19 protein-coding genes are annotated in these 14,286 nt (G+C 44.0%); 11 read left to right on the forward strand and 8 right to left on the reverse strand.

What is annotated here, in order from left to right:
- The first annotated feature begins 33 nt into the window (after nt 1-33).
- Nucleotides 34-525: a CcdC family protein gene (locus tag ACWJJX_RS04575; RefSeq protein WP_088005392.1), complete on the forward strand. Its 492-nt coding sequence runs from the start codon at nt 34-36 to the stop codon at nt 523-525.
- Between the two features lie 27 nt (nt 526-552).
- Here the strand turns inward: ACWJJX_RS04575 and ACWJJX_RS04580 are convergent, their stop codons facing one another.
- From ACWJJX_RS04580 to sspO, 4 genes are all read right to left on the reverse strand, one after another.
- The gene (locus ACWJJX_RS04580; protein ID WP_003153987.1) at nt 553-981 is read right to left on the reverse strand and encodes a DUF2621 domain-containing protein; all 429 of its coding nucleotides are present in this window, start codon (nt 979-981) and stop codon (nt 553-555) included.
- Between the two features lie 233 nt (nt 982-1,214).
- Nucleotides 1,215-1,586 (reverse strand): Hsp20/alpha crystallin family protein, encoded by a 372-nt coding sequence (locus tag ACWJJX_RS04585; RefSeq protein WP_454022766.1) that lies wholly within the window; start codon nt 1,584-1,586, stop codon nt 1,215-1,217.
- A gap of 94 nt (nt 1,587-1,680) precedes the next feature.
- On the reverse strand, nt 1,681-1,827 hold the full coding sequence (locus ACWJJX_RS04590; protein ID WP_003153984.1) for a small acid-soluble spore protein P: 147 nt from the start codon (nt 1,825-1,827) through the stop codon (nt 1,681-1,683).
- 29 nt (nt 1,828-1,856) lie between these two features.
- On the reverse strand, nt 1,857-2,003 hold the full coding sequence (sspO, locus tag ACWJJX_RS04595; RefSeq protein WP_003153982.1) for an acid-soluble spore protein SspO: 147 nt from the start codon (nt 2,001-2,003) through the stop codon (nt 1,857-1,859).
- 231 nt (nt 2,004-2,234) lie between these two features.
- Here sspO and acnA point away from each other — a divergent pair, with 231 nt between their 5' ends.
- The 7 genes from acnA to ACWJJX_RS04630 all read left to right on the forward strand — a co-directional run bounded on the left by acnA (nt 2,235) and on the right by ACWJJX_RS04630 (nt 7,031).
- Nucleotides 2,235-4,961, forward strand: a complete 2,727-nt coding sequence (gene acnA, locus ACWJJX_RS04600) for an aconitate hydratase AcnA (RefSeq protein WP_070081882.1) — start codon at nt 2,235-2,237, stop codon at nt 4,959-4,961.
- A gap of 61 nt (nt 4,962-5,022) precedes the next feature.
- Nucleotides 5,023-5,532: a TlpA family protein disulfide reductase gene (locus ACWJJX_RS04605; RefSeq protein WP_003153980.1), complete on the forward strand. Its 510-nt coding sequence runs from the start codon at nt 5,023-5,025 to the stop codon at nt 5,530-5,532.
- Nucleotides 5,533-5,610: 78 nt separating this feature from the next.
- The gene (locus ACWJJX_RS04610; protein ID WP_012117651.1) at nt 5,611-5,736 is read left to right on the forward strand and encodes an FbpB family small basic protein; all 126 of its coding nucleotides are present in this window, start codon (nt 5,611-5,613) and stop codon (nt 5,734-5,736) included.
- Nucleotides 5,737-5,799: 63 nt separating this feature from the next.
- Nucleotides 5,800-5,946, forward strand: coding sequence for an acid-soluble spore protein N (locus tag ACWJJX_RS04615; RefSeq protein WP_003153977.1), 147 nt, complete (start codon nt 5,800-5,802; stop codon nt 5,944-5,946).
- 24 nt (nt 5,947-5,970) lie between these two features.
- Nucleotides 5,971-6,213: a small acid-soluble spore protein Tlp gene (gene tlp / locus ACWJJX_RS04620; protein WP_003153975.1), complete on the forward strand. Its 243-nt coding sequence runs from the start codon at nt 5,971-5,973 to the stop codon at nt 6,211-6,213.
- Nucleotides 6,214-6,299: 86 nt separating this feature from the next.
- On the forward strand, nt 6,300-6,716 hold the full coding sequence (locus tag ACWJJX_RS04625) for a YbgC/FadM family acyl-CoA thioesterase (RefSeq protein WP_077722385.1): 417 nt from the start codon (nt 6,300-6,302) through the stop codon (nt 6,714-6,716).
- A 15-nt stretch (nt 6,717-6,731) separates the two neighbouring features.
- Entirely contained in the window at nt 6,732-7,031 is a 300-nt protein-coding gene (locus ACWJJX_RS04630) for a hypothetical protein (RefSeq protein WP_007611759.1), read from the forward strand.
- A gap of 31 nt (nt 7,032-7,062) precedes the next feature.
- Here the strand turns inward: ACWJJX_RS04630 and ACWJJX_RS04635 are convergent, their stop codons facing one another.
- Nucleotides 7,063-7,350, reverse strand: coding sequence for a HesB/YadR/YfhF family protein (locus tag ACWJJX_RS04635; protein WP_007410318.1), 288 nt, complete (start codon nt 7,348-7,350; stop codon nt 7,063-7,065).
- An 88-nt stretch (nt 7,351-7,438) separates the two neighbouring features.
- The gene (plsY, locus tag ACWJJX_RS04640) at nt 7,439-8,020 is read right to left on the reverse strand and encodes a glycerol-3-phosphate 1-O-acyltransferase PlsY (RefSeq protein WP_065180807.1); all 582 of its coding nucleotides are present in this window, start codon (nt 8,018-8,020) and stop codon (nt 7,439-7,441) included.
- Between the two features lie 151 nt (nt 8,021-8,171).
- Between plsY and ACWJJX_RS04645 the strand changes: the two genes are divergently transcribed.
- From ACWJJX_RS04645 to parC, 3 genes are all read left to right on the forward strand, one after another.
- The gene (locus ACWJJX_RS04645; RefSeq protein ID WP_007410316.1) at nt 8,172-8,579 is read left to right on the forward strand and encodes a CoA-binding protein; all 408 of its coding nucleotides are present in this window, start codon (nt 8,172-8,174) and stop codon (nt 8,577-8,579) included.
- 424 nt (nt 8,580-9,003) lie between these two features.
- Nucleotides 9,004-10,971 carry a DNA topoisomerase IV subunit B gene (parE, locus tag ACWJJX_RS04650; protein WP_014305073.1) on the forward strand — a complete coding sequence of 656 codons (1,968 nt, stop codon included), beginning with the start codon at nt 9,004-9,006 and terminating at the stop codon, nt 10,969-10,971.
- Between the two features lie 2 nt (nt 10,972-10,973).
- Nucleotides 10,974-13,397: a DNA topoisomerase IV subunit A gene (parC, locus tag ACWJJX_RS04655; RefSeq protein WP_077722388.1), complete on the forward strand. Its 2,424-nt coding sequence runs from the start codon at nt 10,974-10,976 to the stop codon at nt 13,395-13,397.
- 46 nt (nt 13,398-13,443) lie between these two features.
- Here the strand turns inward: parC and ACWJJX_RS04660 are convergent, their stop codons facing one another.
- The gene (locus tag ACWJJX_RS04660) at nt 13,444-13,569 is read right to left on the reverse strand and encodes a hypothetical protein (RefSeq protein ID WP_003153957.1); all 126 of its coding nucleotides are present in this window, start codon (nt 13,567-13,569) and stop codon (nt 13,444-13,446) included.
- A gap of 24 nt (nt 13,570-13,593) precedes the next feature.
- The gene (locus tag ACWJJX_RS04665; protein WP_102422674.1) at nt 13,594-13,947 is read right to left on the reverse strand and encodes a hypothetical protein; all 354 of its coding nucleotides are present in this window, start codon (nt 13,945-13,947) and stop codon (nt 13,594-13,596) included.
- Nucleotides 13,948-14,286: the final 339 nt, after the last annotated feature.

A 14,286-nucleotide genomic window follows, 5' to 3' on the forward strand; every position in this document is an offset into this window, starting at 1 on the left:
GTATATAGTATCAAACTCCGTGCAAGCAAAGGAATGATAAAGATGATGATTATAATTTCATCCGTTATTGCAGCGGCCATGGCAATTTCCGTGATGATCGTCAGGATTAAAGCCTCCGACAAGCCCGCTTCACCTAAAAAAATAATTCTCCCGCCGATTTTCATGAGTACGGGAGCGCTTATGTTCCTTTTTCCGATTTTCAGAGTGACGGGCGAAGAATTTTTGGAGGCCATTACGCTGGGCGTGATCTTCTCTATTTTTCTGATTAAAACATCTAAATTTGAGATTAAAAATAATGAAATCTATTTAAAACGGTCAAAAGCGTTTGTGTTTATCCTGATTGGTTTGCTGGTTATCAGAATCGCTATGAAATCCATTTTGAGCACGACGATTGATTACGGAGCTTTAAGCGGAATGTTTTGGATTCTGGCTTTCGGAATGATTGTCCCGTGGCGCATCGCGATGTTTATGTCTTACCGCAAACTTTCTAATGAACTGAAGACCGCTGATATTCAGATGAATTAAAACCTTTCCGGCGGACGGAAAGGTTTTTTATTTGAGCAGGGCTTGATAAGGAGTAAGATCAATCTGTTTTTCGCGGAGATGCTTTTTTAAAAATTGATGATCACGCTTAGGAGTGGCGAGTATGTAACCCCTGATGATTAAATCACGGTTTATTTGTTCAGCTTCCTCCGCTAAGGAAAGTTCACCGATTTTTCCGGCGATTTTCGCTTTGGCTACATCCCGAAAGAGCTCCGGTACGGGAGCGACCAATTCATCCAAAAACGCCTTGTCACCCGCATTCCATAAGTGCCTGCTTTTTTCAATATAATAGTCCTGCCAATCCAGTTCTGACCGGCCGTCTTCTTTCGGTAAGCGTTTTAAAAATTTTCGAAACATAAAAAACCCGCCGATAGACAGCAATCCGATCATCACGATGACCCAAAATAAAATAAACCACATAAACCAGCCTTCTAGCATTGTTCTATCTCCTCCTTACTTTAACCATATTGTAAACGAAGACAGAATAGAAGAACACATGAAAAAAAGAATAGAAAAAATGATAGATGTCCAGTCATTCCGGTTGCTAGAACATATTCTATCGTATAGTGATTCTGCTATTTGGCCATGGGAGATTCACTTTGAGGGTATATGACTGATATGACCGGACAAAAAAGCCGCTTTCATTGAGGGATGAAAGCGGCTTTTTTATGTTATAGAGGAAATTGAAAGGAAAATGAGGCAGGAGTCTCATTTGGCTCCTTGTTCATGGAGACGGTCAGAATTTGGTTGGTGAAATCAGTGAAAATATGTTTGTCATTCAGATAAAAAGGAAGCACCATTTGTTTGTTTAACGTCCGTTCAAGCGTTTTAACAGAGAGCATAAACTCATTTCCCGAAAGGGTGACGGTGATCGCCTGCACCTGCTTCAGCGCCGTCAGGTCGGCTTCAATGATATATTGACGGCTTGTTTCATATAGATCGATCGGCAGCGTCTCGTCATACCAAGCATACGGGTCCTCGTAAAACTGCCGCAGCCATTCTTCCGTATCATCAAATTCTTCAGCGTTTTTTGAGTGATTCATGGAAGCATTCCTCCATATTAAAAAGCCTTGCTATAACGTATGCAGAAGCTTTGAATGGGTGAATGGCACAAAAAAACAGACACCGGGGTCTGTTTTACATATCGTGGCTTGTATTATGTTTTTGTCTTGTATGGTTGCGGTTTTTCACTTTTTTGCTTCCGCTCAGCGGTTCCGGCTGGCCGGGGTTATGGCCCTTCGGAGCATTTTTATGCATATCTTTACTTGTGTTTTTATTTGTCATGTTAAAGCCTCCTTTTTAAGGTGTTCCGGCTATTGGTTTGTTTTTCTTTTTTTATTGTTCTGCCGTTCTTCTTCCGTCAGGACGAGCTGGTCATTTTCTATATAACCCGCGCCTTTGCCTTGGCTTTTCGCATCATTCATGCCGTTAATTACATGATTGGCTTTCCGTTTTACCATGATCATCACCTCAACATTAATATGGCTCTTTACAGCCCGTTGTATGAGGCGGAAAATCGGACAAAATTTACCGAAAATCATGCTGATAAGACGATCTTATTGTATTTAATAAAAACATTGATATTTACTTATGTATGATTTTATACTAAGATGAAATTGTGAGAAAATTGTGATGGAATGTGAACATTCATCTAAAGAACGATCTTGATCATTGAAGGGGGATTTTGGAGAATGACAAATCAGCAAAAAGTCGCAACACAAGACGTTTTCCAAGCAAGAAAAACATTTTCTTCAAATGGGAAAACATATAACTACTATTCATTAAAAGCATTGGAAGACGCAGGGGTCGGCAATGTTTCAAAACTTCCTTATTCTATTAAGGTTCTTTTGGAATCCGTTTTGCGTCAGGTAGACGGACGCGTCATTACAAAAGAACATGTTGAAAATTTAGCAAGATGGGGTACTGCTGAATTAAAAGATATCGATGTGCCGTTTAAACCGTCACGGGTTATTCTGCAGGACTTTACCGGCGTTCCGGCCGTAGTTGACCTGGCATCTTTAAGAAAAGCCATGGCCTCTGTCGGCGGAGACCCTGATAAAATCAATCCTGAAATTCCGGTTGACCTGGTCATTGACCACTCCGTACAAGTTGACAAAGCCGGTACGGAAGATGCGTTAGCCATTAATATGGACTTAGAATTCGAAAGAAATGCAGAACGTTATAAATTTTTAAGCTGGGCAAAGAAAGCGTTTAACAATTATCAGGCCGTTCCGCCTGCAACAGGTATCGTTCACCAGGTAAACCTTGAGTTTTTGGCAAGTGTTGTCCATACGAAAGAGGAAGACGGAGAACTTGTGACATATCCTGATACTTTGGTGGGAACAGATTCCCATACAACAATGATTAACGGAATCGGCGTCCTCGGCTGGGGTGTCGGCGGTATTGAGGCGGAAGCGGGAATGCTCGGCCAGCCTTCATATTTCCCTGTTCCTGAGGTCATCGGCGCGAAACTTGTCGGGAAATTGCCTAACGGAACGACGGCGACTGACTTGGCGCTGAAAGTCACTCAAGTGCTGCGTGAAAAAGGCGTAGTCAATAAATTTGTTGAATTCTTCGGTCCTGGTGTTGCTGAGCTTCCGCTTGCGGATCGGGCGACTATTGCCAATATGGCGCCGGAATACGGAGCGACTTGCGGATTCTTCCCGGTTGACGAGGAAGCACTTTCTTACTTGCGTCTGACCGGCCGTGAAGAAGAGCAGATCGATATTGTGGAAGCATACTGCCGCAACAACGGTTTATTCTATACGCCTGACGCGGAAGAGCCGATTTTTACAGACGTTGTGGAAATTGATCTGTCTAAAATCGAAGCGAACCTTTCAGGCCCGAAACGTCCGCAGGATTTAATCCCGCTTTCCGTTATGCAGGAAACGTTTAAAAAACATCTTGTCAGCCCGGCCGGAAACCAAGGATTCGGAGCGGATGCTGCTGAAGAGAACAAAGAAATTTCTTTTAAACTTAACAGCGGCGAAGAAGCGGTTATGAAAACAGGGGCGATTGCAATCGCCGCTATTACAAGCTGTACGAATACATCAAACCCTTATGTATTAATCGGTGCCGGATTGGTAGCCAAAAAAGCGGTAGAATTAGGATTGAAAGTGCCGAATTATGTGAAAACTTCACTTGCACCGGGGTCTAAGGTTGTTACTGGATACTTAGTCAACTCAGGCCTGCTTCCTTACATGAAGGAGCTCGGCTTTAACCTTGTAGGGTATGGCTGTACGACATGTATCGGGAACTCCGGCCCGCTTTCTCCAGAGATTGAAGAAGCGGTTGCTAAAAATGATCTCCTGATCACTTCTGTCCTGTCGGGTAACAGAAACTTTGAAGGCCGGATCCATCCGCTTGTCAAAGGAAACTACCTTGCGTCACCGCCGCTTGTTGTCGCATATGCATTGGCAGGAACTGTAAACATCAACCTGAAAACGGATCCGATCGGTGTCGGAAATGACGGACAAAATGTTTATTTCGATGACATCTGGCCGTCCATGGATGAAATCAATTCTCTCGTCAAACAGACTGTTACGCCGGAATTATTCCGCAAAGAGTATGAAACGGTATTTGACGACAACCAGCGCTGGAACGAAATCGAAACGACGGATGAAGCGCTGTATAAGTGGGACCAGGATTCCACTTACATTCAAAACCCGCCGTTCTTTGAGGAAATGTCTGTAGAGCCGGGAAAAGTTGAGCCTTTAAGAGGACTTCGCGTTGTCGGCAAATTCGGAGATTCCGTGACGACTGACCACATTTCTCCGGCCGGAGCGATCGGAAAAGACACACCGGCGGGCAAATACCTGCAGGAAAAAGGCGTTTCTCCTCGTGACTTTAACTCTTACGGCTCACGCCGCGGAAACCATGAAGTCATGATGAGAGGAACATTCGCCAATATCCGAATTAAAAACCAAATCGCACCGGGTACAGAAGGCGGATACACAACACATTGGCCTACCGGGGAAGTGACATCTATTTATGATGCCTGCATGCGGTATAAAGAAGATAAAACGGGTCTTGTCGTTCTGGCCGGAAAAGATTACGGAATGGGCTCTTCACGTGACTGGGCTGCAAAAGGAACAAACCTGCTCGGCATCAGAACAGTCATTGCCGAAAGCTTTGAAAGAATTCACAGAAGCAACCTCGTCTTCATGGGTGTGCTGCCGCTCCAGTTCAAACAGGGTGAAAACGCGGATACACTCGGCTTAACCGGTAAGGAAGTCATTGAGGTGGATGTTGATGAATCTGTACGTCCGCGCGACTTGCTGACTGTCAGAGCAATCAGTGAAGACGGTACGGTAAAAACGTTTGAAGTCGTTGTCCGTTTTGACAGTGAAGTGGAAATTGATTACTATCGCCACGGCGGCATTTTACAAATGGTGCTTCGCGATAAAATGAAACAGTAGCAGAATGAACAAAGGAGAGAAAGCAGTCTGCTTTCTCTCTTTTTATGCGGGAGGCCTTAAGATGCTTGCGAAATGGCTGGGCGGAATGTTACTTATCGGGTTGTTAGTGTATGCGGGCTGGAATATTTATTCTGTGCAAAAAAGTCCGAAAGAAGGGACAGAAGAAGGGATGAAAGCCCCTGACTTTACACTTGATACATTGTCAGGAAAAAGTATCTCCCTTTCTGATTATAAAGGAAAAAAAGTGCTCCTCAATTTCTGGGCGACGTGGTGCAAGCCGTGCAGAATGGAAATGCCCGATATGCAGGAGCTGCAGAAAGAATATCCTGATATTGCGGTAGCAGCCGTTAATTTTACATCCTCTGAAAAAAATATACAGGCTGTGAAATCATTTGCTGATCATTATCAGCTGACCTTTCCTATTCTGATTGACAAAAGCGGAATTAACGGGGATTTCAACGTGCTTTCTTATCCGACAACATACATATTAGACGAAAAAGGAACCATTCAGCACATTCGCGTAGGCACGATGACAAAAAAAGAAATGAAAGAAAAACTGGATCTCAAATAGAGGTTCAGTTTTTTTATTGTAAAGGGCTTAGGTTTTGAAAAATTGGAAAAAATGAATGAAAACACGGAGGTGAGAAGATTGAAAAAAATGCGAAAACGTTCTTTTCATGAATTGGTTATGGAAAATAAACGTGAGCTGATGACCAATACGGAATATTTGAATCAGCTTGAAGAAAAGCTGGAGCAGCGGTTCAAACAAAAATAACCTTTAATTTGCAGTCATGTTTACACCTCCTTTTGCAAAATATACTCTTAAGGAGGGATGAACATGGGCATAAACAAGAAAGACGGCCAGCCGCAATACGCTCCGAGCCACTTAGGGACAAAACCCGTTAAATATAAACGCAATAAAGGGGAAAAGTTTCATGACAAGTCAAACGGACATCCGATTGTCATGCAGACGAAAGGCGAATAACATCATCAAAGGAGAGCAGACATTATGACAAACAATGATCAAAAACCGAATCCGGATGACCGTTCCGATAACGTTGAAAAGCTGCAGGATATGGTGCAGAATACAATTGAAAATATAGAAGAAGCGAAAGAATCAATGGAATTTGCGACAGATGAGGAAAAACAGCGCATTCAAGAGAAGAATGCCAGACGCAATGAAAGCATTGAATCGTTCCGCAGTGAAATTCAGGATGAATCGGCTGCAAGAGAAAACGGCTATCAATCATAATAAAAACCAGGGAAACCTGGTTTTTTTCTCTTTCCGGCTCGTTGTGATAAAATGGGGCTAATCTGATAAAAAGGGAGCAGAGAACGTTGCGTGTGTCAAAAAAAGAAATAGAAGTGCGTTATGCGGAAACAGATCAAATGGGCATCGTCTATCATGCCAATTACTTAGTCTGGATGGAGGTCGGCAGAACGGCGCTGATTAAGGAACTCGGATTCCTTTACAAAGATATGGAAGATAGAGGAGTGCTGTCCCCTGTATTGGATATCAGCATTTCTTATAAAAAGCCGCTCCGCTACGGAGAAACGGCTGTCGTACATACTTGGATTGAAGAATATAACGGATTTAAAACCGTTTACGGCTACCACATCTATAATCCGGATCAAGAACTTGCCATCAAAGCGACATCCTCTCATATATGCGTTGATAAAGAGAGCTTCAAACCGATTCAGTTTCGCAAGGCTTTTCCTGATTGGCATGCCGCTTACGAAAAGGCAAAAAAATAAGGAGCGGCTGCAGTTATGGCATTTGGAATTACGCGTAAGGAACTGGAAAGATGGAAGCGGGATGTATCGGAAGGTAAAATCGCTTTTTTAACGCATTACTGGCTGGACGACCGCTTTCCGGAGGCTAAGACCGTGACGAAGGCCGGTTCAAGCGATCTCAATAAACTGATCAGATGGGGAGCGGAGTACGGGCTGAAGCCGGAGTGGATTCACCATAAAAATGAATTTCCCCACTTTGACCTGCTCGGTGATACGCAAAGAAGCATATTAGAAAAAGAACGTCTGACTGATCATCTCAAAAGGTTCAGGCTGTAAAAAAAAGAACGCATCCGCTGCGTTCTTTTTTTTACACGTAATCAAATACCGGCTCTTCTGCCTGATCTGAATATGTGACTGACAAATCGTGATTATCAAAGTACCATAAGTCGCTTTCTTCAATAAAAAAGGTAATGCCTTCAACTTCCGTGCTGGTGCCGATGTTCATCGGCCGGTCTTTTAAAATGCCGAGAGAAAAGCCTTTCTGAACGTTGCTGCATCCCCCGTAACGGACAAAGAAACGGACATGGTCGCCTGTTTCCAGATCGAGCTCTTCTTTGTACCAATCCAGCGCGCCTTTCGTTACTTTCATGTTCATCCGGAACACTCCCTTTTTGTTTCTCATATAAAGAAATTATCTCTATTATAAACGCATATGGCATTTTGATGTCAAAATTGAAGTTTCATCAAAACCATTTGATCTTCGGTTCTGTTTTGTTTATAATCCGTTTGATGTTTGCCCTGTGTCTGTAGATAACAAACGCGGTCAAGAGCGTCACTACGATTAATAAATAAGGGTCTTTTACAAACAGACAGTAAATAATCGTATAAATCCCTGTTAACATTGAAGACAGAGAAACAAATTTCGTAAGGAATAAAAATACGAAAAATACTGCAACCATCGTAACGAATAACAGCGGAGCATAAAACAGCAGGACGCCCCCTGATGTGGCTACGGCTTTGCCTCCTTTAAACTTTGCGAACACCGGGAATACATGGCCGATCACTGCTGCCACCCCTGCGAGAAGAGGATGAATGGGGACGTGCAGTAAATATGGGAGCGCTGCGGCCAGGGTGCCTTTTAAAATATCGGCTGCGACGACGACAGATCCCGCTTTAACGCCAAGCGTGCGAAAAGCATTTGTAGCGCCCAAATTGCCGCTTCCGTGTTCTCTAATATCGATCCCTTTCGCAAGTTTGCCTACGACTAAACCTGACGGGATGCTGCCTATTACATAGGCCAAAATAATCAATAAAGCAATCAACATCTACATTTCTCCTTTTCAATGTCCCTTCACTCTATTTTAACACGAGTTGTTACCGTCTGATGACAAGTTTTTTGAGAATTAAGCTGACAAAGCGCTTTTTTTGATTCCGGCGAAGCGGTCATGTACAATATATCAAAAGGAGATGGTAAAGATGCAAAATCCTTCAAAATCAGAGATTAAAGAAATTCTGGACCGGAGCAAACGGATCGCAGTCGTCGGGCTGTCAGACCGTCCCGATCGGACTTCTTACATGGTTTCCAAAGCGATGCAGGATGAAGGGTATGAAATTATTCCCGTCAACCCAACGATTGATGAGGCGCTTGGCGTTAAAGCCGTTGCTTCATTAAAAGACGTGGAGGGGCCGATTGATATCGTGAATGTGTTCAGACGCTCTGAGCAGCTTCCCGGCGTTGCTGAAGAATTTTTACAGACGGACGCTCCCGTTTTTTGGGCGCAGCAGGGCCTTGCAAATGAAGAAGCGTATCGCATGATTACAGACAAAGGACGGACGGCTGTTATGGATTTATGTATAAAAGTCGCCCGCGCTGTTATAAAATAGGAACAAAAAAGGCAAAAATCCTTGGCAAATCAGGGGTTTTTGCTTTTTTATTGAAAGAATACTCTTTGCGTATGATGATGAAACAGATACAATAAAGCATGAACAGCTTTTTTAGAAACCCCTTTATACAGGGGTTTGCAGTCTGTTTGCGATGGCCGGCATAAAGCTATATAATAGAAAGCGAACTCATGTTCTTATCTGCCGAAAAGGGCACCAAAAAGATGAAAAGCCGTTCGAATGTATGTCTTGCGGCCTAAAAAAACGAGCCATTCGCTTAAATATGTTGCGAAATCAAGCATATTGGTTATAATTGTGAGTCCGAGGAGAATTGGACCGAAGCTTGCGCATACTAAAAAACAAAGACATGAAATCATTTAAAAAAGAGAATGATTAAGAGCAGGTTTTTTGAAAGGGGTTTGTACGTTTGGCTAGAAAACAGCAATTTGATTACAACGAAGATGCCATACAGGTGCTTGAAGGCCTGGAAGCCGTCAGAAAACGACCGGGAATGTACATCGGTTCGACGGACGCACGCGGCCTGCACCATCTGGTATATGAGATCGTCGACAATTCCGTCGATGAAGTTCTTGCCGGCTACGGAGATCATATTATCGTAACGATACATAAGGACAACAGCATCTCTGTACAGGACAGAGGACGCGGAATGCCGACCGGGATGCATAAGCTCGGAAAGCCGACGCCGGAAGTTATTTTCACCGTGCTGCATGCCGGGGGGAAATTCGGACAGGGCGGCTATAAAACAAGCGGCGGTCTGCATGGTGTCGGCGCATCTGTCGTAAACGCATTATCGGAGTGGCTGACAGTTACTATTGAGCGTGACGGATATGTTTATAAACAGCGGTTTGAAAACGGCGGCAAGCCCGTGACTTCACTTGAAAAAATCGGAACGACCAAAAAAACGGGAACGCTTACCCATTTTAAACCTGATCCGTCAATGTTCAGCGCAACGGTTTATAATTTTGACACGCTGTCAGAACGTCTGCGCGAATCGGCTTTCTTGTTAAAAGGTTTGAAAATAGAATTAATTGATGAACGGAACGGCGTAAAAGAAGTATTTTATTATGAGAACGGAATTGAAGCATTTGTCGCTTATTTAAACGAGGAAAAAGACGCTTTATGCGAAGTCGTTTCCTTTGAAGGCGAGCATCATGATATTGAAGTCGATTTCGCGTTTCAGTTTAATGACGGGTATTCAGAAAATATGCTGTCATTCGTTAATAACGTCAGAACAAAGGACGGCGGCACCCACGAATCAGGAGCCAAAACGGCAATGACAAGAGCGTTTAACGAGTATGCGCGAAAGGTCGCCCTTTTAAAAGAGAAAGACAAGAACCTTGAAGGCGCCGATATCAGGGAAGGTTTGTCCGCAATCATTTCCGTGCGTATCCCGGAGGAACTGCTGCAATTTGAAGGCCAGACGAAAGGGAAGCTCGGCACAAGTGAGGCGAGATCCGCCGCGGATGCCGTCATTTCTGAGAATCTTGCTTATTTCTTGGAAGAAAACCGCGATACGGCAACCCTGCTTGTCAAAAAAGCGATTAAAGCAAGTCAGGCCCGTGAAGCGGCCCGTAAAGCGAGAGAAGAAGCGAGAAGCGGCAAAAAGCGCAAAAAATCAGAAGCGACGCTGAGCGGAAAACTTACACCGGCCGGTTCCAGAAATCCGGCGAAGAATGAATTGTATCTTGTGGAGGGAGACTCTGCGGGAGGTTCTGCAAAACAGGGAAGAGACCGGAAATTCCAAGCCGTGCTGCCCCTTCGCGGAAAGGTCATCAATACAGAGAAAGCAAAGCTTGCAGACATCTTCAAAAATGAAGAAATCAATACGATTATTCATGCGATCGGCGGCGGTGTCGGCGCAGATTTTGATATAGACGACATCAACTATGACAAGATCATCATCATGACGGACGCGGATACCGACGGCGCGCACATTCAAGTCTTGCTGTTAACGTTTTTCTACCGCTATATGAAACCTTTAATCGAGCATGGAAAAGTCTTCATCGCCCTTCCGCCTCTTTACAAAGTGAGCAAAGGAAGCGGCAAGAAAGAGATTATTGAATATGCTTGGTCCGACGAAGAAATGGACGGCGTTTTAAAGAAAGTCGGCAAAGGGTATACCATCCAGCGCTATAAAGGTCTGGGAGAAATGAACGCAGACCAGCTCTGGGAAACGACGATGAATCCCGAATCGCGAACGCTCGTCAGAGTCAAAATCGACGATGCGGCACGGGTAGAGCGCCGTGTAACGACATTAATGGGAGACAAAGTAGAACCGAGAAGAAAATGGATTGAAAAGAATGTTGCCTTCGGATTAGATGAGGAAAGCAATATTTTGGAAAATGAAAACTTGTCGGTCGCTGAGGAGGTTTAATAGTGGCACAGCCAGAATTATTTCATGATTTACCGTTAGAAGAAGTAATCGGCGACCGTTTCGGACGCTACAGTAAATACATTATTCAAGACAGGGCGCTGCCCGACGCTCGTGACGGTTTAAAGCCGGTGCAGCGGAGAATTTTATACGCCATGCACGCAGACGGAAATACATTCGATAAAAATTTCCGTAAAGCGGCGAAAACGGTCGGAAACGTTATCGGTAATTATCATCCGCACGGTGACAGCTCCGTTTATGAAGCGATGGTGCGGATGAGCCAGGATTGGAAAGTGCGGAATGTGCTGATTGAGATGCACGGCAACAATGGAAGCATTGACGGTGATCCGCCGGCTGCCATGCGTTATACGGAAGCGAGATTATCTTCTATCGCGTCAGAGCTTTTGCGTGATATTGATAAAAATACGGTTGAATTCGTTCCGAACTTTGATGACACCAGTAAAGAGCCGGTTGTTTTGCCCGCCATGTTCCCTAACTTGCTTGTCAACGGATCCACCGGGATTTCAGCGGGCTATGCGACTGATATTCCCCCTCATCATCTGGGTGAGGTCATTGATGCCGTCATTAAACGGATTGAATCTCCGGATTGCACCGTCGATGACTTGATGCAGGTGATTAAAGGGCCTGACTTTCCGACAGGAGGCATTATTCAAGGAGTCGACGGCATTCGGAAGGCTTATGAAACCGGTAAAGGCAAAATTATTATCCGCGGCAAGGCTGAAGTGGAATCCGTAAGAGGCGGACGGGAGCAAATCGTCATTACAGAAATTCCGTTTGAAGTAAACAAAGCCAATCTCGTTAAGAAAATGGACGAATACCGCATAGACAAAAAAGTCGAAGGCATTTCTGAAGTCAGGGATGAAACTGACCGCACGGGGCTCCGGGTGGTCGTTGAGTTAAAGAAAGAAGCCGATGCAAAAGGCATCCTGAATTTCTTATATAAAAACACTGATCTGCAGACAACATATAACTTTAATATGGTCGCCATACATAACCGCCGGCCGATGCTGATGAGTCTTACGGCCATCCTGGATGCGTATATTTCCCATCAGAAGGAAGTGGTGACAAACCGCTCCGTCTTTGAATTACAAAAAGCAAAAGAGCGGCATCACATCGTTGAAGGACTGATGAAGGCGCTGTCTGTGTTAGATGAGGTCATAGCGGTCATCCGGGCAAGCAGCGACAAGAAAGATGCGAAACAAAACTTAATTTCTAAATTCGCATTTACGGAGCCGCAGGCCGAAGCGATCGTATCCTTGCAACTGTATCGTCTGACAAACACGGATATTACGGCGCTAAAAGAGGAAGCGGAAGAGCTCAGCAAGAAAATTCAGGAGCTCGAAGCCATTTTAAGTCATGATAAAAAGCTGTTAAAAGTCATTACAAGCAGCCTGAAAAAATTGAAAAAGACCTATGCTGACAGCAGACGGTCTGTCATTGAAGAAAAGATTGAGGAAATTAAAATCAATCTTGAAGTCATGGTTGCCTCTGAGGACGTATATGTGACAGTCACAAAAGACGGCTATGTAAAACGAACAAGCCAGCGGTCATTTGCCGCTTCTAACGGCCAGGATTTCGGTATGAAGGATACTGACAGACTGATTCACCAATTTGAAATGAATACAACGGATGTTCTCCTGCTCTTTACCAATAAGGGAAGCTATGTTTATTGCCCGGTTCACCAGCTTCCCGATATCAGGTGGAAAGACATGGGGCAGCACGTAACGAACATCATCACGATTGACCGTGATGAAACCATCGTGAAAGCTATACCGGTAAAAGAATTTGATCCATCTTCATATTTATTGTTCATGACGAAAAACGGCATGGTGAAAAGAACTGAAATGACGCATTACAAAGCGCAGCGTTACTCGAAAGCGCTTGTTGCCCTTAACCTTAAAGGGGATGATGAGCTGATTGATGTTCATGTCACAGACGGCGGCAGCCAGCTGTTTATCGCCACCCGCCTCGGGTACGGTTTATGGTTCGGTGAAGATGAAGTAAATGTAGTCGGTGCCCGTGCGGCCGGCGTAAAGGGCATAAATTTAAAAGACGGTGATACCGTCGTATCAGGGCAAATTCTGCATGAAACAGATTCGCTCGTCCTCGTCACACAGCGGGGAGCGATCAAACGGATGAACCTATCTGAATTCGAAAAAACATCCAGGGCGAAACGCGGTGTCATCATGCTGCGTGAGCTTAAAAAGAACCCGCATCGGGCAGTCGGCGTATTCGCGTGCGCTTTAGCCGACATGATCGCTGCGGAAACAGAAAAAGGCGAGAGAATCGAAATCGCCGTGAAGTCCTTGCGGTCGAATGACCGATACAGCAACGGCTCCTTCTTTACCGATGAAGATGAGACAGGGCCGGTAACAGATGTATGGCGTATCCCTGCATACGATGTTTAAGAGTAAAAATAAAAAACCTCCGCTCATTGAGCGGAGGTTTTACTATTTAGCTTTCATGGCTGCCGAATAAGTCAGTGATAGCGTGAATGACTTCGATTCCCTGCCATACAAATAAATTCAACGCAGTGAATGAAAACAACCCTAAAATCACCATTCGTAAGATAAACAACATGTTTAACAACCTCCTCATTTTATGTTACATAGATAGGCGATGTTGAACATGAAGCTCATCGAAATACGAGGACTGATAAAATTTAGCGATTAAAAAGCTTTTCTTTCGCTGTCTTCTCCAGGAGGCGGGGCGTCTCCTGTCTGATATCACGATCAGTGAGACAGAAGCGGCAAAAAGCGCCGTCAAGATATATGAGCCCGTCAGCGATTTTTTCTCATCATCAGCATTTTGGCCGGCCTTCATTTCGTGCATTTCCTGCTGGTCGGCTACCGCTTTAAAATGATGAGCGGTATCAAACGCATGGGGAATGGAGAGCAAATGAAAGCTTGCAATCGCTAAAAATAAAATAGAGGCTTTTAAAAACAAGATTTTTTTCAAATGTTCTCCTCCCTTCATAAGTCTGAATATTTTTATTATAATACCCTAATTTAAATGTAAAGTAAACACATTTATTAAATTTAAAAAATTATTATCCTGGTTAAGTATATACCATTCCATCCATCTTTTCATCTCTTTTTTCTTAAAGACCTATTTGTTATGATATGCACGCATTCCTTATAACGTGACAACATTTTTCAGGCTGTAAGATAAAAAACGGGGCATGACAGCAAAAGATGTGATGAAGAAACCGAAACATTTTCTTAAAAAAACTTCTCAACCACTGTTGTTGTGATATAATAATACCCGTTGTGTTAAAAGATCTAACATATGCAGCAA

The organism is Bacillus sp. YH3-2-B2, assembly GCF_053663335.1.